The sequence below is a fragment of the Vibrio ishigakensis genome (assembly GCF_024347675.1).
Taxonomy (GTDB): Bacteria; Pseudomonadota; Gammaproteobacteria; order Enterobacterales; family Vibrionaceae; genus Vibrio; species Vibrio ishigakensis.
In genome coordinates this window covers 2,922,462-2,944,841 of record NZ_AP024881.1, presented here as the reverse complement: position 1 = coordinate 2,944,841, position 22,380 = coordinate 2,922,462, and the positions used below count along the sequence as shown (strand labels likewise).

Below are 22,380 nucleotides of genomic sequence, written 5' to 3'. Positions count from 1 at the left end.
CTTGGGTTTGAGATTTTAAACGGCAGGCAGTGGTTGTGGCTTAGATTGGCGAGTTAGCATCAGCCCAATAGCGATACCGCCGATACAAGTGATTATGACCCATCCTGTTGCGACCAATGCTGACTGAGTAAATACCGCCACCAGCGTGCTGGCCAAACTACTTACACAGATCTGAATACTGTTTTGCAGACCCGCAGCGGTTGCTGGGCTGTTTTGTGCGCTAGAGAGGGCGCGGTTTACCACTATAGGATAAAGAGCACCATTAGCCACAGCTACAAAGCAGAACGGCAGTAGAACAGGCCAGATAGAGGTCAATTCATTCTGGGTTGCGATAAACACTGCGATAACTGCTAGGGTAAATAAACTCAGTGTCGCACCCAGTACTTTTCCATCACCTAGCTTTTCAACGGCTTTCTTGCCGACAAAACCACCCACCATAAACGCAATAGTCTGAGGGATGAAACTCATACCGATGTCTTTAGCTGAGTAACCCAGCTGAGTCATGATCTCTGGCATACCGGTGAGGTAGGCAAAGAAGGCAGCAGAGGTTACCGAGTAGATGATCACATTGCCGATAAAGGTGCGGTTCTTAAATAGACTAGATAGGTCTTTCTTTAAGCCTGTTTGTACAGCTTTTGGCTTGTCATGAGGCAGTTTCATGGTGATATAGACAAGCCCTACACCAACAATCGCCAACACAGCAAAGATACTTTCCCAGCCTAGGGTGGTGTTAAGTACCACACCAAGTTGAGGTGCTAGAGCTGGTGATAGGGCAACCAAAGGCATGATCGAGGCGAATACGCGCTGACGATCCGCAGGATTGTAACGATTGATCACCATAGCTTGCCAGATCACCGTAGGTGCACATACACCGATCGCCTGAATAAAACGGAATACAAGAAGTTGAGAAATGGTAAAGCTAAGAGCGATACCTACAGAGGCGATGCTGAATACAATCAGACCCAGAGCCAGTGAATTTCTTAAACCGTATTTGTCTGAGATGACTCCCCAAGCGAGCTGACCCACAGCTAGACCTACCAAAAAAATACTCAGTGAGAGTGCAATAGGTTCAGGGCCGGTACCAAAGTCTGCTTGCAGGGTTTGGAACGCAGGTAGATACATATCGGTAGCGATAAAGCCAAGCATAGAGAGCAGAGCTAGATAAGCGAGTTGTGATTTAGTGACTGACATAGGGTTATTTAGGTTAATTGAGACAACGAAAGGGATTCTAAGTTGGCTTTGTGAACAAATTAAGCGCTAAAATTACCTGTTATCTATCAAAAATTTTGAAAGCTATGCTCTCTGAAAAGAACTTTGAATTACTCGATGTTGTTGCTCGTATGGGCAGTTTTTCCGCTGCGGCTGACTACCTACACAAGGTGCCATCCTCAGTCAGTTATACGGTGCGCCAAATAGAGCAAGATCTAGATGTGGTGCTGTTTCGTCGCTTGCCTAGAAGGGTTGAGCTGACACCGGCAGGCGAGCTGTTCCTAGAGCAGGTGAGGACCATGCTACGACAATTGGCTGAAGCCAAATCCCAGGCTAAACGTGCAGCTCAAGGCTGGCAAAACACCCTAAAGCTGACCTTAGATAATGTAGTTAAGTTGGATCAGTTACAGCATCTCATCAATGACTTCTATGCCGAGTTTGAATTTGCAGAGCTTCAGATCAACATGGAAGTATTCAATGGTGCGTGGGAGGCCATCTCGCAAAATCGAGCCGATATCGTGCTAGGTGCTACCTCTGCTGTCCCGGTAGGAGGTGATTACAAGCTCAAACCTATGGGCAAGCTAAAGTGGGTGTTTGTGTGTGCTTATGACCATCCCTTGGCAGAATTAGAAGCCCTCTCTGTCGAAGACATAATGAAATATCCCAGCATAAGTCTCGATGACACATCCAGAGAACTGCCTAAGCGCTATCATCCTGTTATCGGCCATCAACGTAGGCTTTTAGTTCCCAATTGGCACACTGCGGTTCGCTGTGTAAAGCAGGGGATAGGTGTAGGTTTTCTGCCTGATCACATCGCTGCCCAGCAGATACTCACAGGAGAGATGGTTATTAAAGAGCTTGATATGGAGTCACCTGCTAGCGAGTGCTGCATGGTTTGGCGTGAGCAGAATAACAATAAACTCATCGATTGGATGGTGGAGTATTTGGGGGACTCAGAGCGGCTTCATCGTCAATGGATACAGAAATAATTATGCGAGGCTTTATAGAGGTAAACAAGCTGTTTACCGGATGGAATAGTTAATAATCAGGGTCAAATACGGGATTTATACCTAAAAATAAGGATTGTTAATGTTTTGTGAGTATTTTTTATTTAACAATCTACTTACTGCTGTGTATCATTCCGTGCCAATACTCATTCAATAGGGATATTTTTTATGCAGTCATTGGTTGATTTCTTGAATGGAATCATCTGGAGCCCAGCCCTGATCTACTTGTGTTTGGGCGCAGGTCTTTTCTATTCCATCATCACTCGTTTTGTTCAAATTCGTCATTTCTTTGAGATGTGGCGCCTGCTTCTTTCTGGCAAAGGCTCAGAAAAGGGCATCTCTTCTTTCCAAGCCCTAGCGGTTTCTCTTTCTGGTCGTGTAGGTACAGGTAACATCGCTGGTGTTGCAGCGGCGATCGGTTTTGGTGGCCCTGGCGCGGTATTCTGGATGTGGGTTGTAGCCTTCTTTGGCGCGGCAACTGCGTACGCAGAATCGACTCTTGCGCAGATCTACAAAGAGGAAGATGAAGGTGAATTCCGCGGTGGTCCAGCTTACTACATCGAGAAAGCTATGGGTCAGAAGTGGTATGCGTGGATCTTTGCTATCGCGACTATCTTTGCTTGTGGTGTGCTACTTCCGGGTGTTCAATCGAACAGTATTGGTAACGCGGTAGAAGCGGCTTTCGGCAGTGGTGATATGATCAATACCGCTATGGGTAGCTTCAGCGCAGCTAAGGTGTTCACTGGTACTCTGGTTTCTGTGGTTCTTGCTTTCATAATCTTTGGTGGCGTTAAGCGTATCGCGAACTTCACGCAGATCGTGGTTCCTTTTATGGCGCTGGCGTACATCATTACCGCGTTTGTGATCATTCTACTGAACATCAGTGAAGTACCTCGTATCTTCTCGATGATCATCGGTGATGCATTTACGCCTATGGCTGGCTTTGGTGCTGCTATCGGTTGGGGTGTTAAGCGTGGTGTTTATTCCAACGAAGCGGGTCAAGGTACCGGTCCTCACGCAGCAGCAGCGGCAAACGTACAGCACCCAGCTCAGCAAGGTCTGGTTCAGTCATTCTCTATCTACATCGATACCCTGCTAGTTTGTTCTGCAACAGCGTTTATGATCCTTATCACCGGCATGTACAACGTACACGGTGCAGGTGAGGCGTTCATCATTCAGAACCTTGCTTCTGATATCGGTGCTAACGGTCCTGTGTTCACTCAGATGGCAATCGAGAGCGCACTACCGGGTATCGGCAAGCCGTTTATAGCAGTAGCGCTATTCTTCTTCGCCTTTACTACCATCTTGGCTTACTACTACATCGCAGAAACCAACATCGCGTACATCCGTCGCACAGTTAAGGTTCCTGGGCTGATGTTCCTGCTTAAGCTGGTTCTTATCTCAGCGGTATTCTACGGCACGATCAAGACAGCTAACCTAGCTTGGGCTATGGGTGATGTGGGCGTTGGCCTGATGGCGTGGCTGAACATCGTTGGTATTCTGATTGTGTTCTTCCTGTCTAAGCCAGCAATCAAGGCGCTGAAAGACTACGAGCAGCAAAAAGCTCAAGGCGTTAAGGACTATACCTTTAACCCAGTGGCTCTTGGCATCAAGGGTGCTACCTACTGGGAAAACAAGTTCAATAAGAAGTCACAGACTTCAGGTGAGCAAGAGGGAGAACTAGACGCGGTAAAAGCATCTAAGTAACTCTCGATAGATAAGAAAAAGGTCTAGCAATTGCTAGACCTTTTTTATGCTTGGCGTTTAGCTTAAGAAGAACTGATAGGAGAGGTTATCCGACTCATCGCGATAGCCATAACCTAACTCGCCTAGGTGACGTGTGAAGCGCTCTAGGTCTTCCTCTGGAAGCTCAAAACCACATAATACTCGACCATAATCAGCACCGTGGTTGCGGTAGTTGAACAAGCTGATGTTCCAGCGCGTGCCTAACGTACTCAAGAACTTCAATAGCGCACCAGGGTACTCTGGGAACTCAAAGCTATACAGACGCTCTTGCAGTGGTTTGCTAGGCTTACCACCCACCATATAGCGAATGTGAAGCTTCGCCATCTCATCATCAGAAAGGTCCACCACAGGGTAGTCTGCTTGCTGTAGGTCTTCGATGATACTGTTGAGCTCACTTTGGCCCTCTTGCAGGCGCACACCCACAAAGATATTCGCCTTAGCATCGTCGTTGTAGCGATAGTTAAACTCAGTAACCGCTCGACCACCGATAATGTTGCAGAACTCAAAGAAAGCACCTTGACGCTCTGGGATGGTTACCGCAAGTAAGCCCTCACGTTTCTCACCCAATTCACAGCGCTCAGATACGTAACGCAGGCCGTGGAAGTTAGTATTAGCGCCAGAAAGCACGGTAGCTAGCTTCTTATCCACCAGCTTGTGCTGCTCGGCATACTTCTTAAGACCCGCTAGAGCGAGCGCACCTGATGGTTCAGCAATTGCTCGAGTATCTTCGAAGATATCCTTAACTGCCGCACAGATCTCATCGCTAGAAACAGACACATGACCATCGATATATTGATTACACAGACGGAAGGTCTCACTACCAATCTGCTTAACCGCCACACCGTCAGCAAACATACTGACTTGATCCAGTGTTACTGGTTTACCTGCATCCAGCGCTGCTTTTAGGCAGGCAGAATCTTCAGGTTCAACCGCGATCACTTGGATGTTTGGCATCAGCTGTTTCACCAGAACCGCAACACCGGCCGCTAGACCGCCGCCGCCAACTGGGACGAAGATATAATCTAGATGACCATTTTGCTGGATCATCTCCATACCAATCGTACCTTGGCCTGCGATCACCAGTGGGTGATCAAATGGAGGTACAAAGGTATAGCCGTGCTCTTCAGACAGGCGTACTGCTTCGGCTTTGGCTTCATCGAAGTTGCTACCGTGAAGTACAACATTGCCACCGAAGGCGCGTACAGCGTCAACCTTGATGTCTGGAGTGGTTTTAGGCATCACGATAGTAGTGTTGATACCTAGGCGTGTCCCTGAGTAAGCCATACCTTGAGCATGATTGCCCGCTGAGGCTGCGATAACGCCTGCTTGCTTCTGCTCGTCGGTAAGGTTAGCCACCATGTTGTAGGCGCCACGAAGCTTGAAGGAGTGCACAGGCTGGCGATCTTCTCGCTTGATCTGAACTAGGTTTTGTAAGCGCTCACTTAGGCGAGGCATCTCTTGTAACGGGGTGACTGTCGCCACCTCGTAGATTGGAGCTCGCAGTACCTGGCGCAGGTACTCTGCGCCAGTTTTAGGAGGAGTTTGACTCATAGTCTTACCCCTCGAATTTAGATTTGTCTCTCACTGCACCTTTGTCAGCACTGGTAGCCATACTTGCGTATGCCTTCAGAGCAAATGAAACCTCACGTTGACGTGATTCTGGTTTCCAACCTTTCTGGTCTTGCTCAGCACGACGCTCGCCTAGCTCTTGCTCTGACACGTTCAGCTCAATAGTACGGTTTGGAATGTCGATAGCAATCTCATCGCCAGTCTTAACCAGACCAATGATGCCGCCAGCCGCAGCTTCAGGAGAAGCGTGACCGATAGAAAGACCTGCAGTACCACCAGAGAAGCGACCGTCGGTTAGAAGCGCACACTCTTTACCTAGACCCATAGATTTCAGGTAAGTGGTTGGGTAAAGCATCTCTTGCATACCTGGACCACCTTTTGGACCTTCGTAGCGGATTACTACAACATGACCAGCTTTAACCTGACCGCCTAGGATGCCGTCTACAGCGTCTTCTTGGCTTTCAAATACGATAGCAGTACCTGTGAAGGTTAGGATGCTCTCGTCTACGCCAGCGGTCTTAACGATACAGCCATCAAGAGCGATGTTACCTTTAAGAACGGCCAGACCACCATCTTGGCTATAAGCGTTGGCTTTGTCACGGATACAGCCTGCTTCACGGTCGTCATCTAAAGTGTCCCAGCGACAGTCTTGAGAGAAAGCCTTAGTAGTGCGGATACCTGCAGGGCCAGCACGGAAGAAAGATTTAACCTCTTCAGATTCGGTCTGCATGATGTCGTAGTGAGCCAATTGTTCTTCTAGGGTGGTACCCAGAACCGTGTTTACTTGGCTGTTGATAAGGCCTGCGCGATTCAGTTCACCTAGGATGCCCATTACACCACCCGCGCGGTGCACATCTTCCATGTGATACAGCGGAGTCGATGGTGCAACCTTACATAGGTTAGGTACTCGGCGAGACATAGCATCGATATCAACCATGTCGAAGTCTACTTCACCCTCTTGAGCGGCCGCTAGCAGGTGCAGAACCGTGTTGGTTGAACCACCCATAGCGATGTCTAGCGCCATCGCGTTCTCGAACGCTTGCTTGGTTGCGATGTTACGAGGAAGAACAGACGCATCGTCTTGCTCATAGTAACGCTTAGTCAGGTCTACGATGCGTTGGCCTGCGCTTAGGAATAGTGCTTCACGGTCAGCGTGGGTAGCCAGCATAGAGCCGTTACCTGGCTGAGAAAGACCTAATGCTTCGGTTAGGCAGTTCATTGAGTTAGCAGTAAACATACCTGAGCAAGAACCACAGGTAGGACACGCGCTACGTTCGATCTTTTCACTGTCTTCGTCAGATACCGTTGGATCCGCACTCTGCATCATGGCATCTACAAGGTCTAGCTTGATCAGTTGATCAGAAAGCTTGGTTTTACCCGCTTCCATGGGACCACCAGATACAAAGATCACTGGGATGTTTAGGCGCATAGAGGCCATCAGCATTCCCGGGGTGATCTTGTCGCAGTTAGAGATACATACCATAGCATCGGCACAGTGCGCGTTTACCATGTACTCTACAGAGTCTGCGATAAGCTCACGAGATGGTAGTGAGTACAGCATACCGCCGTGACCCATAGCGATACCGTCATCGATAGCGATAGTGTTGAATTCTTTTGCGATCCCGCCCGCTTCTTCAATTTCACGAGCAACCAGTTGACCCATGTCTTTTAGGTGAACGTGGCCTGGTACGAATTGAGTGAATGAGTTAACGACAGCGATAATAGGCTTACCGAAATCTTCATCTTTTACGCCGGTTGCACGCCATAGGGCACGCGCACCAGCCATGTTACGACCATGTGTTGTGGTTGCACTGCGATAGATTGGCATAATAGTTCCTTATTTCTCTGCGTCAGCTGGGTATACGTAGTCTAGCCAGCCCCATTTGTCTTCTGTGGTGCCGTTGAATAGGCCAAAGTAGGTTGATTGTAGGTCTTCGGTGATAGGGCCACGCTTGCCTGCGCCTACAACGATTTGGTCAACCGTACGTACAGGAACGATCTCTGCTGCCGTACCTGTCATAAAGATTTCGTCTGCTAGGTATAGTGCTTCACGAGCGATGTTTGCTTCACGAACCTCATAGCCCTTATCACGCGCTAGGATCATGATAGAGTCACGTGTAATACCAGGCAGGATAGCGCTGGTTGCTGGTGGAGTAGTGATTACGCCATCTTTGATTACAAAGATGTTCTCACCCGCCCCCTCTGATAGGTAGCCATCAACGCTCAGCGCGATACCTTCGTCATAGCCGTGACGACGAGCTTCACCACCAACTAGTAGAGAAGATAGGTAGTTACCACCCGCTTTAGCGGCTGTAGGAATAGTGTTTGGTGCCGCGCGATTCCAGCTTGAGATCATGGCATCAACGCCCTGCTCTAGTGCGTCTTCACCTAGGTAAGAACCCCAAGGGAAGGCTGCGATGATTAGGTCCATCTCTGTGTCTACCGGAGGACATACACCAAGGCCAACATTGCCTACAAAACCAAGCGGACGGATGTAAGCGCTGTCTAGCTTGTTTTGACGCAGTGTTTCGCGCGTTGCTTCCATGATCTCTTCAACAGAGTATGGGATAGGGAAGCGGTAGATCTTCGCTGAGTCTTTTAGACGTTTAGCGTGCTCAAGGTGGCGGAATACAATTGGTCCTTTCGGCGTGTTGTAGCAACGCACGCCCTCAAATACTGAAGTACCGTAGTGCATTGCATGAGTTAGTACGTGAACGTTGGCTTCTGCCCACGGAACCATCTCGCCGTTAAACCAAATATAATCTGCTGTTTTCTTCGCCATTTACTGCCTTCCTTACGCGCTTACTTTGTGTTGTAAATTGTTGTTTGGGAGTTCATCGTTGTTAATCTTAATAACGTCTACGCTAATTACATCCCACAGTTTTTCAATCTGATTAGTCAAAAACGTGATTGGACGGTCGCTATCAACAATGATCTCCACACTTGCAATCTTGCTGTGGTGGTTTTGAGTGCCTGCTACCTGTCGAACGATAAAACCACGGTGGCGAACCACTCTTAGCACTCGCTCCAACAATACAGGTTTATCGTCTGCTTTAATATCAAGTAAATATCTTTCCATGAGTGCCTCTATTAGGTGTTCTCTAACATGTCTTCGTTGGACGCGCCTGGTGGAACCAGAGGCCATACGTTTTCTTCTTCGTCGATAAGGACGTGCAGAAGATAAGAGGTCTCACATTCAAGCATCTCTTTAAGTGCAGGTTCTACCTCAGCCTTAGTGGTGATGGTTTTACCTGGGATATCAAACGACTTAGCTAGCATGACGAAATCTGGGTTGTCATCTAGGATGGTCTCACTATGGCGACCGTCGAAGAACAGTGACTGCCACTGACGAACCATGCCGAGGCGCTGGTTGTTAAGAAGCACTATCTTCACAGGGATCTGACGACGCTTCAGCGTACCTAGTTCTTGCACGTTCATCATAAATGAGCCATCACCTGTGATGAGGATAGATTGGTCATCAGGACGCGCTACAGAAGCGCCCATAGCTGCTGGCAGACCAAAACCCATGGTGCCTAGGCCAGATGAGGTGATGAAGTTCTGAGGCTCACGTGGCTGAATGTGCTGTGCTGCCCACATCTGATGCTGCCCTACGTCGGTTGAGACCATAGAGGTATCCGGCATCATATCTGAAAGCTGCTTAAGCAGAAGCGGAGCATAGATAGGCTCACCTGGGTGGTCATAGCGCCATTTAAAGCCGTTACGTAGGCTTTCACAGTGGTGAACCCAAGGGGTGATATCGTTCTCTAGATGAATCTGAGGCAGGATCTCATTGATGTCACCACGAAGGGTCGCGTGTGCATGTCTTAGTTTATTGAACTCTGCCTTGTCGATATCTAGGTGGATAACCTTGGCGTTTGGCGCGAAGCTATCTAGCTTGCCAGTCACGCGGTCATCGAAGCGCGCACCTACAACGATAAGAAGGTCAGACTCTTGTACGATTAGGTTAGCTGCCTTAGTGCCGTGCATGCCAAGCATACCCAGGTAGCATGGGTTATGACGCTCGATGGTACCCAGGCCTTTTAGGGTACTTACCGATGGCATTGGGTTGTCGCTTAAGAACTGGCGAACTGTGTCTGTCGCTTTAGCCAACTGAACACCGCCACCTACATAGAGAACTGGACGACGACTTTCACGCAGTAGAGCCTGTGCTAGGCGATATTCCTCAGGTTGAGGTACAGGCATCATAGGTGCCTCAAACTCAGGAAGAACTGCAGTAGGCGCTTCTGCTAGCTGAACATCTTTAGCGATATCTACGATAACTGGGCCTGGACGTCCAGATTGAGCTACCTCGAATGCCTCGGCTAGGGTTGGCGCAAGTTCATCAATATCAGTAACCAAGTAGCTATGCTTGGTACAAGATAGGGACATACCGATCACATCCATTTCTTGGAAAGCATCGGTGCCGATAAGAGGGCTGGCTACCTGACCTGTGATGGCTACTACTGGAACTGAGTCCAAGAAGGCATCGGCAAGGCCGGTGACAAGGTTTGTCGCACCTGGGCCGGATGTTGCCATGCATACTGCAACCTCTTGGGTTGCACGAGCCATACCTATGGCTGCGATGGCTGCACCTTGTTCGTGACGGCAAAGAATATGCTCTACGCCACCATCATAAAGTGCATCGTAGATTGGCATGATTGCACCACCAGGGTATCCAAAAACGGATTTGATACCTTGTTGGCGAAGTGCCTCTACGACTAACTGAGCACCATTCATTGGTAACCCCCTTGTTGTGTCGCGTTTTTTTGTTGTGTTGTGAATTCAGCTTTAACGCACATCTTGTGCTCCATATTTCCTGCAACTGGCCTTACTCAGACCTTAAAACTAAAAAAAGCCCCCGAACTTTTCAGTGCGAGGGCTTAGAATTCTTGCTGTGTTATTTTGCGCCTGCTCGCCCTCGCGCGGAATGAATAATCACCACGACAATCAGGTTCAGCAGTAGGTTAAGAGATTTCAACATATTTACTTCAGTGAATAAAACTAGAAAAATTCCGCAATAATTTTGCACAGTGTTTATACCGTTAGTGGTAACACAGAAGTTCTCGATGTGACAAGCAAAAACTCATTCTTTTTTCATTTTGCCCCCAAATAGGTACGAGCTAAACCATTACTATTCGGATCAATTTGGAGCCTGTATGGGGTTAGCCATCATCCATAGTAGAGCGAGTGTAGGAATCGACGCACCTCAGGTGACAGTTGAGGTTCACATAGGTCCAGGCATGCCGGGCTTTCATCTGGTTGGGCTGGCTGAGACCAGTGTGAAGGAATCAAAAGACAGGGTACGAAGCGCAATACTGAATTCTAAGTTTCTGTTTCCGAGCCGCAAGATAACTGTCAATCTAGCCCCAGCAGACCTGCCTAAAGATGGTGGCCGATTCGACCTTCCAATCGCCATAGGGATACTCATTGCCAGTGAACAACTCCCTACAGATAGAATTAACGACACTGAATTGTTGGGAGAGTTAGCCCTATCTGGAGAGCTTAGAGCAGTTAATGGTGTGATAGCGGCCGCTATGGCGAGTAATAAGCATCAACGAGTCCTTATTTCCCCAGAGGGCAATGCCAATGAGGTTGCTCTGGTAGATAAAGAGCGCAACCTGTCGGCTAACTCCTTGATTCAAGTAGCGGCCTTCCTAGCAGGGCAACTAACCCTAGAGCTAAAGAATGATAAAGAGGAGGCCAGTCCTTTATCGCTAGAAAGAGACCTTCAGGACATCATAGGCCAGCATCAGGGAAAGAGGGCTTTAGAGATAGCCGCAGCCGGCGGTCACAATATTTTGTTCTTAGGTCCTCCAGGTACAGGCAAGACAATGCTAGCTACTCGCCTAGTGGATCTCCTGCCAGAAATGCAGACAGAAGAAGCCCTGCAGGTTGCCGCCTTATCTTCGTTAGTTGGCAAGGTTTCTATTGGCTGCAGTTGGCGACAGAGACCATTTAGATCACCACATCACTCAAGCTCCATGGTGGCTTTGGTCGGTGGTGGTTCCACCCCAAAGCCAGGAGAGATCTCTTTGGCTCACAACGGAGTTCTATTTCTAGACGAGGTGCCCGAATTTGAACGCAGAGTATTAGACGCCTTGCGAGAGCCATTGGAGGCTGGCGAGATAGTCATATCTAGAGCAGCAGGAAAAAGCACTTTTCCAGCCAACTTTCAGTTAGTAGCCGCTCTAAACCCAAGCCCTAGTGGTCATTACAGAGAGGGGCAGGTTAGGATAAACCCACAGGCGATACTGAGATACCTTAACAAGGTATCAGGCCCTTTCTTGGATAGATTTGATATGTCTCTCGAGATTCCGTTGCTACCCAGAGGGGCATTGCACAATGGTAGTCGTGGGGAGTCTACTCAGGAGGTAAAGAGCCGAGTTTTAAAGGCTCGTGACTTAATGCTTATTCGTTCAAACAAGCCAAACGCTCAATTGCAGAGCCGCGAGATACAAGAGGTGTGCTCGCTAGAAAGTGCTGATGAGGGCTTTCTTGAGAACGCGATCTTGAGCCTTGGCTTATCTATCCGCGCCTATCATAGAATTTTGCGTGTTTCTCGCACCATAGCTGACCTAGAGGGTTGTGAAGCTATTCAAAGACATCATCTGGCTGAGGCGCTGGGGTACCGCTCGATGGATAAACTACTGATTGAATTGAATCAGCAGATTTCTTGTTAAGCAGAATTGGGGAGCAGCATTATCGAAGTTAGAAAAATGTAAACGACATCGCATGTACAAAGTAAATCTGGAGCACAGATTGAGTATACTGATATCAAATACACCTCAGACCATTTAAGAGTGTATTCAACTTGTTAGACTTACTTGTATAATTAGCCGTCAAAAAATTTAGGTGTCCGTTTTTCCGTTTGAATTTATGTTTGGTTACATTTTTTTAATTATTACTGCCTCCTTGGTTATCTTGAACACTGCTGTTGCTTCTCTTGCGATCTGCATACTTGCTTTGGTGCGTATGTTGGTACCGGTTGACGCCGTGAGAAGATTATCCTCTACCCTTGCCAATAAAGTGATGTGGATTTGGGCCACTATCAATGCTTTGATCCTTGCTCTGTTTAACCGTGATGTTGAGTGGCAGATTGAGGGTGGTGAAGGCCTTAAAATGGATGGCTGGTATTTAATGTTGAGTAACCACCGCAGTTGGACGGATATCGTGGTGCTGTGTTGCGTGTTTAAAGACCGTATCCCTATGCCTAAGTTCTTTCTCAAGCAGCAACTGCTTTACGTACCTTTTTTGGGCATGGCTTGCTGGGGGCTAGATATGCCCTTTATGCGTCGTTACTCTCGTGAGTATCTGATCCGTCATCCAGAGAAACGTGGCAAAGACCTAGAAACCACTCGCCGCTCATGTGAGAAATTCCGCCATATGCCAACTACGGTAGTCAACTATGTGGAAGGGACTCGCTATCGTGCCAATAAATCTAAATCAGGCTCCTATAAGCATCTGTTACAACCAAAGTCCGGCGGTATCGCTTATACCCTAGCGGCTATGGGGGAGCAGTTCAGCAATATCATAGATGTGACACTGGCGTATCCGGATAACGTAGAGAACCCATTCAAGGACATGCTGATGGGCCGTATGAAGCGCATTGTGGTGCAGATTAAGGTTCTACCTGTGGATGAGCAGGTGCGAGGCGATTATTTCAATGACAAGCGCTACAAGCGCCAATTCCAGCAGTGGCTCGGTGACTTGTGGTCAGACAAAGATAAAGAGCTGGATAAGATTTACTAGCATTAAAAAAGGGGAGCGTTTGGCTCCCCTCGTTATTTCTTATTTCTGCGTTAGCAGGTAGTTCACTAGGTTAATTAGGTCTTGAGTAGACTTGATAGAGCCAGTTTGAACTAGGTATTTACCGTTCACGACAATGCTTGGCACGCCACGTAGGCCAGCGTCTTTGAACTGCTTGTCGAAGCGACGCTGCATAGAGTCAACCGCAAAGCCTTTGTAAGCCGCGTCGAATTTCTTCGCATCGATACCTTCGTCTAGGAAGATCTGGCGCAGCTCGTCTTCGTTCTTAGGTGCCGCGTTTAGCTGGTGGATACGACGGAACATTACAGGAACCATCTGATCTTCAGCCTTAAGCACTACCATAGTCGCGTATGCCTTGCTCATAGGTACGCCCATGTTGCCACCCATAAAAGATACGTGAGTCTTCTGGAATTTAGCGTTTTCTGGAAGCGACTTCTTCAATGTATCCATGATTGGCTCAAACTGGTTACAGTGAGGGCAGTAGAACGAGAAGAATTCATTTACTGTTGGGCTAGAGGTCGCAGGAAGATCAAGAACCGTATAGTTCTCACCTTCTTTAAATTGTGCTGCGTGAGCTGTTAGCGCGATGAACATAGTTGCCATCAAGGTAATCAGCTTTTTCATTGAGATACTCCTTCAAAGGTTTTCATTTTGGCTTCCAAATAAGGCTGCCCAGTATTACCACATAGGTGTTAATGATAGTGGTGGCTCTTCAAGGGCAGAGAGCTGCTCCTTAAATGCCAGAACTTGGCCTTCCCAGTATTTTGCATCATTGAACCATGGAAATGCCACTGGGAATGCAGGGTCATGCCATCTTTTTGCAAGCCATGACATGTAGTGCACTAAGCGTAGACCGCGCAAAGGCTCGATCAGTTTCAATTGAGCGTTATTAAAATCGCAAAATTCTTGATAGCCCTCTAACAAGATATCGAGCTGGACCAGCTGCTCTTGGCGATCGCCGTTTAGCATCATCCATAGGTCCTGCACTGCAGGGCCGTTTCTCGAATCATCTAAGTCTACAAAGGTTGGTCCGTCGCGCCACAGGATATTACCTGGGTGGCAGTCACCGTGCAGGCGAATATTCTGATAGTTGTTGTCCCACTTCTGTTCGATACTCTTTATCAGTAGATCTAAGTCGTTGAAGAATACATTTTCGAGGTGTGGGGGAATAAAGGTGCTGTTTTGCAGCAGCTCTCTTGGTTGATACAGATACTCGTCCAAACCAATGCTCGGCCTGTGTTGATACGGCGCTTGGTCTTGGCTCACCTTATGGATGCGGCCAAGGAAGCGTCCCACCATCTCGAGTTGATCATAGTTATCAACCTCAAATTGACGGCCTCCCACGCTCTTATATACCGCGAAAAGATAGCCTTTATAGAAGTGTAGCGATTGTTCTCCCAAGATTTCAGGGATGGCAATTGGGATCTCTTGTTCTTCCAAGTCGAACATGAAGTCATGCTCTTCATCTATCTGAGCTTCACTCCATCTCTGCGGACGATAGAACTTAACCACGTAGCGCTGTTTTTCTTCATCAACAAATTGATATACACGGTTTTCGTAGCTGTTGAGAGCGAGAAAGCCTGATTCAGCTCTAATGCCGACGCTTTCTAAGGCGTACCACATGAAGTCAGGGGTGAGGGAGTCAAAGTTAAAAGAGGTGCTCATGGCCTAGGGATCTTATCCAGTGATAGAAGCTACAGTATTTGTTATACGCATTGAAAACAAGTCCGGGCTCTGATGAGCCCGGTTTTTGCTTGATACTTGAGTTGGCTACAGCTGCTTGATAAAGCGGCTTTCGGTGTTGATGGTAAAGCCTTGCTGGTCATCCAACTTGAACTCGATACGGGTCACCGCTGAGTCTAATTCACTTGGGTCAGCTCCAAGGGTTATAGGTAGGCTAAATACCTCACCAGGGGATACCTGCACGGTTTGGCGTCCGTACCATTTCACATCGCTCAATCCCTCAACCGATAGCTGATATTGCTGTGGTTGTTGGGTTTTGTTGATGATCTTAAGGGTGTAGGTATTCTCGATAAAGCCGTCTGTGTTGGTGCGATAGAGTTGGTTTCTATCGCGAAGCACGCTTAGGCCTGCTGGCTCTACACTTGCTACTTGAGCGAAGAACCCGCCAATCATTATCAGCATGATGAGGCCATAGCCTATCAGCTTAGGACGCATCACCTTGGTATTCGTGCCCTCTAGCTTGTGCTCTGTGGTGTAGCTGATCAGCCCTTTCTTATAGTTCATGCGCTCCATTGTGGTATCACAGGCGTCGATACAAGCACCACAGTTGATGCATTCGTATTGCAGGCCATTACGGATGTCGATACCTGTAGGGCACACCTGAACGCAAAGGTCACAATCGATACAATCACCAAGTCCAAGGTCTGCTGGATTAGCTTTACGAGAGCGAGGTCCGCGAGATTCACCGCGCTTGGCGTCATAGCCCACGATAAAGGTATCTTTATCGAACATGGCCGATTGGAAACGAGCGTATGGGCACATATGGATACAGACAATAGATCGCATCCAGCCTGCGTTGGCATAGGTACAAGCTGCAAAGAACAGCACCCAAAAATAAGGCCAGAAGCTGGCGTTTAGGGTAAAGAAGTCCACCCAAAGCTCTGTAGACGGAATAAAGTAACCGACAAAGGTGAGACCCGTGACTATGGCGATACCTATCCATGCTAGGTGCTTCAAGAGCTTTCGCATCATCAGGTTAGAAGTCAGCTTTTGTGAGTCTTGTTTACGTCTTTTATTGGCTGACCCTTCCAGCTTTTCCTCGAACCAGATGTACATAAAGGTCCATACGGTTTGCGGGCAGAGATAGCCACACCATACCCGACCTAAGAAGGTGGTAATAAAGAACAGACCAAACGCGGCTATCATAAATAGCAGAGCCAGCAGGGTAAGGTCTTGTGGGTAAAGAGTGGTACCGAAGAAATTAAATTGCTGCTGACCGATATCGAGCAGGATAGCCTGGCGCTCACCATAAGGTATCCAAGGCGTAAGGGCGAACAGTGCCAGTAAGAACCACGCACCATAGCGACGCAGCTTTTGATACACGCCTTTGCTTTCGCGCACATAGATTCGATTACTCGGATTAAACCTATCGTCACGCTGTGAAGGAGAAGATTTTGCCTTTGGGGTGACGTCTTTGACGTCGATACGGTCCTTGTTCATGCTTAGTCCTACAGCAGAATTTCGACGCAGTATAACTAAGTATAAACAGAGAAGTTGTTAAATCAGTTGCAGATTAAAGCAAAAGGGACTCAAAACTGAGTCCCTCTTAAAATTACTTGATGATGCCGCGAGCACGCAGGAGTGCGGTCTTGAAGTCATCTTCTTTATCTTTCGCCAGCCCTGGAATCTCTTCCTCTTTGCTGCTGTTACGCATCTTAAGGTGATAAATTAGAACATCATCGGTTAGGTCTTCTAATTTGCCTTCGTAGCCCGCTTCCTGTGAAAGCTTAAGAATAAACTCGATCAGGTTTAGGTCTGGATCCTTTTGCCACTCTGGGTGTAGTAGCTCGATCAGTTCGTTAACGCGATGACACTTCATTGTTCTCTCCAAAATCCTATATGTGGTGCTTGCAAGGTAAAGTATCAAAATTCGCTCGCCATGGAAGCAGTCAAAGGTAAAAAAGACAATAAAAAAGCGCAGGGGATAAACCCTACGCTTTTTAGAAACAGCGAGTAAGACTTTTATGCCCTACAACTCAATTAATCTTGAGTTGATTTTGGAGCCGCTGATTTATTTGTTTTAGGCGCATTCGCATACCCAGGTCTGCGATGAGCCACTCGTCCCGAAGGGCGAGCGAACCTGACGGTTGTTGGAAACATACTTCACCAATAAGTCAGGCACATCCTTTGCCGTTTAAACAGAATTGTTAAATTCGAGGCAGATATTAAATCAATATCAATTTAAAGGTAGCACTATTTTTGACCAGCAATCAAAAAACATTCATTTCAGCTATGAAACAAGTTGATCTAAGTGGCTGTTTGTTCGAGTAAGGGTTGGATTTTGATGGGTTATCAACCAATATAATCTATACCCAAAAACGCAGGGGGTGGGATATGTCTTTGTTTAAGAAAACATTAGCCAGTTTAGGGATTGGTTCTGCCAAAGTAGATTCTGTGCTACAGCAAGAGGTTCTGATACCGGGCGATAAGGTTCGTATCGTCATTCATGTGTATGGTGGCTCTAGTGCGCAGAAGATAGACCATATCGACCTCAAGCTCTGCTGCCGCTATATAGCCGAGAAAGACCGCCACCCAAATGATGACAGGGAGGGCGCAAGAAAAAGCCGTGTTCCCGTCAACTTTGTTTTAGATAAATGGCAACTGCCTTATTCCTTCACGATTGAGTCTGGGGAAGAGCGCACCTTCGAGGTTGAGTTGGATGTGCCGCTGAATACACCAATCACCCTCGGTGACTCCAAAGTATGGCTTGAAACCTCTTTGGATATCGATATGGCCATCGACCCTTCAGACAAAGATATGCTTACCGTTCGCCCCGATCCTGTCCTAGATAAAATCTTTTTCGAATTAGAAGAGCTGGGTTTGCGCATCCGTCAGGTAGAGTGTGAAGAGGCGAAGGGCTTTGCGTTGCCATTCGTACAGGAGTTTGAGTTCGTGCCTACTACAGGCCCGTTTCATGGCAGTTGGCGAGAGCTAGAAATCATTGCCTATCGAGATGAGAATGAGCTCAAGTTGTGGTTTGAGGTGGATAGACAGAAAAAGGGCTTGGGTGGTTTGCTCTCAAGCCTATTGGGTACGCCCGATCTTGAAACCCACTTAACCTTGTCTAATCAACTCACCGCTGAGCAATCTGCCCAGCAGGTGGTCGATTTCTTACTCGAGCTGTTCGATAACCGAGAAGACTAACGCTTCCAGAAGGCAGGCAGGAACAGAACCAGTATGGTGAGTATCTCTAGTCTGCCGAGCAGCATACCGAAGCTCAACATCCATTTGGCCGCATCCGGTAGCGGAGCGAAGTTACCGGTTGGACCTATGATGCTACCCATTCCCGGTCCCACGTTAGCTACTGCGGTAATTGCACCAGACAGGCTAGTCACCGCATCCAGATCCAACGCACTCAGCCCGGCTGCAATGATCAATATGGTGGCAAAGAAGGTCAGACTGAACGCCACTACCGAGCGAATGATCTCGTCGTTTACCGTGCGCTTGTTGTAGCGCTGAACAAATACTCCAGATGGGTGGATAAGCTTCATCATCTGTATCTTTAAAAGGGTATTAGCTATTTGGAAGCGAAATACCTTGATACCGCCTGCGGTAGAGCCGGAGCATGCGCCCATCATTAATAGGAAGGCGAACAGAACCGTGGTTAATGTACCCCACGCGGTGAAGTCTTCTAGCCCAAAGCCAGTGGTGGTCAGTACAGAGACCACATTAAACATAGAAACGCGCAGAGCATCCATCACATGGTAGTGGTCATGCAAAACTAGCCAAGCGGCAATGGCAAGGCTCGCTGCCATAAACAGCTTAAAGAACCCCAGTACTTGAGCATCTTTGGCCAGTGCGGCGAAAGATTTCTTCTTCACTACCGCTACAAACAGTAAGAAAGGCAAGCCACCTAGGAACATGAACAGGGTAGATAGCCATTGTGCTGAGTGTGAGAAATGGTTCATAGAACCATCGGAGGTGCTATAACCACCGGTAGAGATAGTGGTGAAGGCATGGTTGATGGCCTCGAACAGATTCATTCCCGCAAACATATAGGCGATGATGCAAGCCAGAGTCAGACTGGCATAAACCACCACTATGCTCTTGGCGACGTTCTTGACTCTTGGGTCACTCTTATCCGACCAATCTGAAGACTCGGTTTGGAATAAACGCATACCACCTACATTGAGCATTGGCAGGATAGCTACGCCCATAACGATGAAGCCGATACCACCTAGCCATTGAAGCAGTGAGCGCCATAGTAAGATGCTGTGGGACATATCATCTAGGCCACTTAGTACGGTTGAGCCTGTGGTGGTGATGCCAGACATGGTCTCAAAGAAGGCATCGGTAAAGCTGATGTGATTGATAAAGACAAAGGGTAGAGCCGCAAACACGGTGCACACCACCCATACTAGGGTTGTTACCAAGAACACATCACGAACATTAAGCCTAAAATGGGCCGAGCGGCCAAAGGACAAACAGATAAACGAGGCTAGATGGGTGATGGCGACCGCTTTAGCGAATTCAACGAAGCCACTACCAGGGTTGAATAGGGCTAAAATGGTTGGCGGGTACATAAATAGGGCTAGCTTTGAGAGCACTAGCCCGAGTACAAACAGTATGGGTCTGATGTTAACCATGTCGAACCTTAGAGGTAGAACGGACTTGGTTGGAACAGCGCTTCAACGTTAGTGACGTATTTCTTGTCTACCAAGAACATCACGATATGGTCATCCTGTTCGATAACGGTGCGGTCATGGGCAATTAATACCTCTTCGCCACGAACGATAGCACCTATGGTTGTGCCTGGTGGAAGTTTCAGGTCTTCAACGGCACGGCCGACAACCTTAGAAGTATTTTGATCACCACGAGCTACAACCTCGATAGCCTCAGCGGCGCCACGTCGTAGGGATGATACGTTAACGATATCACCACGGCGAACATGGGTCAGAAGCTCAGAGATGGTGGCTTGCTGTGGCGAGATAGCCACATCGATATCACCACCCTGAACTAGGTCCACGTACGCCCCACGCTGGATAAGCACCATCACCTTACGAGCATTTAGACTCTTAGCCAGCATAGCCGACATAATGTTGGTTTCATCTTCGTTGGTTAGGGCGATATAGGCATCCATCTCTTCGATGTTTTCTTCATAGAGAAGCTCTCTATCCGCCGCGTCACCACAGAGCACCATGGTGTTTTCCAGCTCTTCAGATAGGAAGGTGGCACGCTCTAGGTCTTTCTCGATAAGCTTAACCGCGTAGTTGCGTTCAAGACGCTTAGCTAGGCTAGCACCTATGTTACCGCCACCCACGATCATGATCTTGCGATACTGTTTTTCAAGGCGCTGGAGTTCACTCATTACTGAGCGAATGTCATTACTGGCCGCTACAAAAAACACTTCATCATCGGCTTCGATAATGGTGGTGCCTTGCGGACGAATGGCTCGGCCTTGACGGAAGATTGCTGCAACACGGGTATCGATATGGGGCATATGCTCACGAAGTGCTGAGATAGCATTACCCACCAATGGGCCGCCGTAGTAGGCCTTAACTGCTACTAGGCTAACCTTTTCTTGAGCAAAGCTTACTACTTGCAGTGCTCCAGGATACTGGATCAGGCGTTCAATATAGCCAGTGACTAGCTCTTCAGGAGCAATCAGATGGTCTACCGGGATAGCACCCGATTTAAACAAGGTCTCTTTTTCAGCCAGATATTCGCGAGAGCGGATACGTGCAATACGGTTTGGAGTATTGAATAGAGTGAAAGCGATCTGGCAGGCGATCATATTGGTTTCATCGGCATTGGTTACTGCCACCAACATGTCCGCATCTTGGGCACCGGCCTCTTTGAGTGTGTCTGGGTGACTCGCTTCACCATTAACTACGCGAAGGTCGTATTTGTTCTGAAGCTCACTCAAACGACGGCTATTGGTATCGACTATGGTGATATCGTTGTTTTCACCTACTAGGTTTTCCGCTAGGGTGCCGCCTACCTGACCTGCGCCTAAGATTATGATTTTCATAGCTTAGTTCTCTATTACTGCTCGACTTAACTTACTTTAGTTGCCTTTTCTAAAACCGCATAGAAGAAGCCATCCATATTGTGCTCACCCGGCAAAATTTGTCGGCCAGGGTTCTCAGGATCGCTGTCTACAAGCTTGGCATCACTGGTGCGCGCCAAGAATGCCTTTATTTGGTCTCTATTTTCAATCGGTGCGATGGAACAGGTTGCGTAAACTAAGGTTCCACCTGGTTTGAGTTGCTGCCACATAGCATCAATGATTTCGCTCTGAAGTTCCGCCAACGCTGGTAGGTCGTCTGCACGACGTAGCCACTTGATGTCAGGATGACGGCGGATTACGCCGGTTGCTGAACATGGCGCATCTAGCAGGATGCGGTCAAACTTATCGCCCTTCCACCACTGTTCTGGGTGACGAGCATCGCCATGGATAACTTCAGCCTTAAGGTTCAAACGCTCAAGGTTCTGATACACACGCTCTAGACGCTGCTGGTCAGCATCGATAGCCACAACATGGCCACCTTGGGTGTTTTCTAGGATATGTGCCGTTTTACCGCCCGGTGCACAGCAGCAATCTAGGATCAACTCGCCATCTTTTGGCTGTAGGTATTCAAATGACAGCTGTGCTGCAGCGTCTTGTACCGACACCCAGCCTTTGTCAAAGCCAGGTAGCTTGTTCACATCACAAGGACGCTCTAGCTTAAGGGCGTGCTGTGCTTGAGGGTGTACAACCGCTTCGATGCCGTTTTCTTCAAGAAGAGCAAGGTACTCTTGTGTGGTTTTGTGCTTGTTGTTCACACGCAGCCACATAGGAGCCTTGGTATTGTTCTCTTCAACAATCTCTTGCCAGTTTTCTGGGTATGCTTCTTTGAGTAACTTTAGTAGCCAGCCTGGGTGACCGTATTTACCTGCATCTGTGCTGGTGGCTTTCTTATCTAGCGCTTCTTGTTGGCGCTGATAGTTACGCAAGATGGCATTGATAAGACCTTTTAGCTTGATACCGCGTAGTGATTTGGCCGCTTCAACCGTCTCTGCAACCGCAGCATGGTCGGCGGTGCGCATAAAGCTAAGCTGATAGATACCCACTAGGATCAGGTGATGAAAAACACGCTGCTTGCCTTTTAGGGGCTTGTCCATGAGCTGATTAACGATGGATTCAAGGCGTGGAAGGTAGCGCAATACGCCGTAGCAGATCTCCTGCAACAGGGCATGGTCCTTTGGGTTTAGCTTAGCTTGCGCTTGAGGTAGGGCGCTGGAAAGCGAATGCCCTTTGTCCACAACTTGGAAGAGTACAGTAGCGGCAGCTGCACGAACGTTCATAGGTAATTCCCTAAAAGAGTAAGGCTTGAGAAACTCAAGCCTTAGTGTAGTT

At 48.1% G+C, this 22,380-nt stretch carries 18 protein-coding genes; 5 read left to right on the top strand and 13 right to left on the bottom strand.

Annotated features, from left to right (window positions below):
• Positions 1–15: 15 nt before the first annotated feature.
• On the bottom strand, positions 16–1,191 hold the full coding sequence (gene punC / locus Pcarn_RS13635) for a purine nucleoside transporter PunC (protein WP_261834353.1): 1,176 nt from the start codon (positions 1,189–1,191) through the stop codon (positions 16–18).
• A gap of 104 nt (positions 1,192–1,295) precedes the next feature.
• Here punC and punR point away from each other — a divergent pair, with 104 nt between their 5' ends.
• Together punR and Pcarn_RS13625 are read left to right on the top strand one after the other, a co-directional pair.
• Positions 1,296–2,198 carry a DNA-binding transcriptional activator PunR gene (punR, locus tag Pcarn_RS13630; protein WP_261834352.1) on the top strand — a complete coding sequence of 301 codons (903 nt, stop codon included), beginning with the start codon at positions 1,296–1,298 and terminating at the stop codon, positions 2,196–2,198.
• A 186-nt stretch (positions 2,199–2,384) separates the two neighbouring features.
• On the top strand, positions 2,385–3,923 hold the full coding sequence (locus Pcarn_RS13625) for an alanine/glycine:cation symporter family protein (RefSeq protein ID WP_261834351.1): 1,539 nt from the start codon (positions 2,385–2,387) through the stop codon (positions 3,921–3,923).
• 57 nt (positions 3,924–3,980) lie between these two features.
• Here Pcarn_RS13625 and ilvA read toward each other — a convergent pair whose 3' ends face one another.
• Genes ilvA through ilvG form a run of 5 tightly spaced genes read right to left on the bottom strand, consistent with a single transcriptional unit; the run spans position 3,981 to position 10,268 of the window.
• Positions 3,981–5,513 (bottom strand): threonine ammonia-lyase, biosynthetic, encoded by a 1,533-nt coding sequence (ilvA, locus tag Pcarn_RS13620; RefSeq protein ID WP_261834350.1) that lies wholly within the window; start codon positions 5,511–5,513, stop codon positions 3,981–3,983.
• Positions 5,514–5,517: 4 nt separating this feature from the next.
• Positions 5,518–7,359: a dihydroxy-acid dehydratase gene (gene ilvD / locus Pcarn_RS13615; protein WP_261834349.1), complete on the bottom strand. Its 1,842-nt coding sequence runs from the start codon at positions 7,357–7,359 to the stop codon at positions 5,518–5,520.
• Between the two features lie 9 nt (positions 7,360–7,368).
• Positions 7,369–8,313, bottom strand: a complete 945-nt coding sequence (locus Pcarn_RS13610; RefSeq protein ID WP_261834348.1) for a branched-chain amino acid transaminase — start codon at positions 8,311–8,313, stop codon at positions 7,369–7,371.
• 12 nt (positions 8,314–8,325) lie between these two features.
• Positions 8,326–8,610 (bottom strand): acetolactate synthase 2 small subunit, encoded by a 285-nt coding sequence (gene ilvM / locus Pcarn_RS13605; protein ID WP_261834347.1) that lies wholly within the window; start codon positions 8,608–8,610, stop codon positions 8,326–8,328.
• 11 nt (positions 8,611–8,621) lie between these two features.
• A complete protein-coding gene (gene ilvG, locus Pcarn_RS13600; protein ID WP_261834346.1) occupies positions 8,622–10,268 on the bottom strand; it encodes an acetolactate synthase 2 catalytic subunit in 1,647 nt (548 codons plus the stop codon).
• 419 nt (positions 10,269–10,687) lie between these two features.
• Between ilvG and Pcarn_RS13595 the strand changes: the two genes are divergently transcribed.
• Positions 10,688–12,211, top strand: coding sequence for a YifB family Mg chelatase-like AAA ATPase (locus Pcarn_RS13595; protein WP_261834345.1), 1,524 nt, complete (start codon positions 10,688–10,690; stop codon positions 12,209–12,211).
• A gap of 196 nt (positions 12,212–12,407) precedes the next feature.
• Complete coding sequence (locus Pcarn_RS13590) at positions 12,408–13,280, top strand: acyltransferase (protein ID WP_261834344.1); 873 nt, start codon at positions 12,408–12,410, stop codon at positions 13,278–13,280.
• Positions 13,281–13,319: 39 nt separating this feature from the next.
• Here the strand turns inward: Pcarn_RS13590 and Pcarn_RS13585 are convergent, their stop codons facing one another.
• The 4 genes from Pcarn_RS13585 to Pcarn_RS13570 form a co-directional block, all read right to left on the bottom strand.
• Entirely contained in the window at positions 13,320–13,922 is a 603-nt protein-coding gene (locus Pcarn_RS13585) for a thiol:disulfide interchange protein DsbA/DsbL (protein WP_261834343.1), read from the bottom strand.
• Between the two features lie 54 nt (positions 13,923–13,976).
• Entirely contained in the window at positions 13,977–14,963 is a 987-nt protein-coding gene (locus Pcarn_RS13580; RefSeq protein WP_261834342.1) for a serine/threonine protein kinase, read from the bottom strand.
• A gap of 105 nt (positions 14,964–15,068) precedes the next feature.
• A complete protein-coding gene (ccoG, locus tag Pcarn_RS13575; RefSeq protein ID WP_261834341.1) occupies positions 15,069–16,481 on the bottom strand; it encodes a cytochrome c oxidase accessory protein CcoG in 1,413 nt (470 codons plus the stop codon).
• A gap of 112 nt (positions 16,482–16,593) precedes the next feature.
• Positions 16,594–16,860 carry a YihD family protein gene (locus Pcarn_RS13570; protein ID WP_261834340.1) on the bottom strand — a complete coding sequence of 89 codons (267 nt, stop codon included), beginning with the start codon at positions 16,858–16,860 and terminating at the stop codon, positions 16,594–16,596.
• A gap of 515 nt (positions 16,861–17,375) precedes the next feature.
• Between Pcarn_RS13570 and Pcarn_RS13565 the strand changes: the two genes are divergently transcribed.
• Positions 17,376–18,185 carry a sporulation protein gene (locus tag Pcarn_RS13565; RefSeq protein ID WP_261834339.1) on the top strand — a complete coding sequence of 270 codons (810 nt, stop codon included), beginning with the start codon at positions 17,376–17,378 and terminating at the stop codon, positions 18,183–18,185.
• On the opposite strand, the gene Pcarn_RS13560 is transcribed toward Pcarn_RS13565, so the two are convergent.
• Genes Pcarn_RS13560 through rsmB form a run of 3 tightly spaced genes read right to left on the bottom strand, consistent with a single transcriptional unit; the run spans position 18,182 to position 22,328 of the window.
• Positions 18,182–19,627, bottom strand: a complete 1,446-nt coding sequence (locus Pcarn_RS13560) for a TrkH family potassium uptake protein (RefSeq protein ID WP_261834338.1) — start codon at positions 19,625–19,627, stop codon at positions 18,182–18,184. The two genes, Pcarn_RS13565 and Pcarn_RS13560, sit on opposite strands and share 4 nt — an antisense overlap.
• Before the next feature lie 8 nt (positions 19,628–19,635).
• The gene (gene trkA, locus Pcarn_RS13555; protein WP_261834337.1) at positions 19,636–21,012 is read right to left on the bottom strand and encodes a Trk system potassium transporter TrkA; all 1,377 of its coding nucleotides are present in this window, start codon (positions 21,010–21,012) and stop codon (positions 19,636–19,638) included.
• A 26-nt stretch (positions 21,013–21,038) separates the two neighbouring features.
• Complete coding sequence (rsmB, locus tag Pcarn_RS13550; protein WP_261834336.1) at positions 21,039–22,328, bottom strand: 16S rRNA (cytosine(967)-C(5))-methyltransferase RsmB; 1,290 nt, start codon at positions 22,326–22,328, stop codon at positions 21,039–21,041.
• Between the last annotated feature and the right edge of the window lie 52 nt (positions 22,329–22,380).

What these genes read in the sequence shown, in the direction of transcription:
- punC (WP_261834353.1), bottom strand. Translation starts at nt 1,191, where the DNA reads ATGTCAGTCACTAAATCACAACTCGCTTATCTAGCTCTGCTCTCTATG.
- punR (WP_261834352.1), top strand. Translation starts at nt 1,296, where the DNA reads ATGCTCTCTGAAAAGAACTTTGAATTACTCGATGTTGTTGCTCGTATG.
- Pcarn_RS13625 (WP_261834351.1), top strand. Translation starts at nt 2,385, where the DNA reads ATGCAGTCATTGGTTGATTTCTTGAATGGAATCATCTGGAGCCCAGCC.
- ilvA (WP_261834350.1), bottom strand. Translation starts at nt 5,513, where the DNA reads ATGAGTCAAACTCCTCCTAAAACTGGCGCAGAGTACCTGCGCCAGGTA.
- ilvD (WP_261834349.1), bottom strand. Translation starts at nt 7,359, where the DNA reads ATGCCAATCTATCGCAGTGCAACCACAACACATGGTCGTAACATGGCT.
- Pcarn_RS13610 (WP_261834348.1), bottom strand. Translation starts at nt 8,313, where the DNA reads ATGGCGAAGAAAACAGCAGATTATATTTGGTTTAACGGCGAGATGGTT.
- ilvM (WP_261834347.1), bottom strand. Translation starts at nt 8,610, where the DNA reads ATGGAAAGATATTTACTTGATATTAAAGCAGACGATAAACCTGTATTG.
- ilvG (WP_261834346.1), bottom strand. Translation starts at nt 10,268, where the DNA reads ATGAATGGTGCTCAGTTAGTCGTAGAGGCACTTCGCCAACAAGGTATC.
- Pcarn_RS13595 (WP_261834345.1), top strand. Translation starts at nt 10,688, where the DNA reads ATGGGGTTAGCCATCATCCATAGTAGAGCGAGTGTAGGAATCGACGCA.
- Pcarn_RS13590 (WP_261834344.1), top strand. Translation starts at nt 12,408, where the DNA reads ATGTTTGGTTACATTTTTTTAATTATTACTGCCTCCTTGGTTATCTTG.
- Pcarn_RS13585 (WP_261834343.1), bottom strand. Translation starts at nt 13,922, where the DNA reads ATGAAAAAGCTGATTACCTTGATGGCAACTATGTTCATCGCGCTAACA.
- Pcarn_RS13580 (WP_261834342.1), bottom strand. Translation starts at nt 14,963, where the DNA reads ATGAGCACCTCTTTTAACTTTGACTCCCTCACCCCTGACTTCATGTGG.
- ccoG (WP_261834341.1), bottom strand. Translation starts at nt 16,481, where the DNA reads ATGAACAAGGACCGTATCGACGTCAAAGACGTCACCCCAAAGGCAAAA.
- Pcarn_RS13570 (WP_261834340.1), bottom strand. Translation starts at nt 16,860, where the DNA reads ATGAAGTGTCATCGCGTTAACGAACTGATCGAGCTACTACACCCAGAG.
- Pcarn_RS13565 (WP_261834339.1), top strand. Translation starts at nt 17,376, where the DNA reads ATGTCTTTGTTTAAGAAAACATTAGCCAGTTTAGGGATTGGTTCTGCC.
- Pcarn_RS13560 (WP_261834338.1), bottom strand. Translation starts at nt 19,627, where the DNA reads ATGGTTAACATCAGACCCATACTGTTTGTACTCGGGCTAGTGCTCTCA.
- trkA (WP_261834337.1), bottom strand. Translation starts at nt 21,012, where the DNA reads ATGAAAATCATAATCTTAGGCGCAGGTCAGGTAGGCGGCACCCTAGCG.
- rsmB (WP_261834336.1), bottom strand. Translation starts at nt 22,328, where the DNA reads ATGAACGTTCGTGCAGCTGCCGCTACTGTACTCTTCCAAGTTGTGGAC.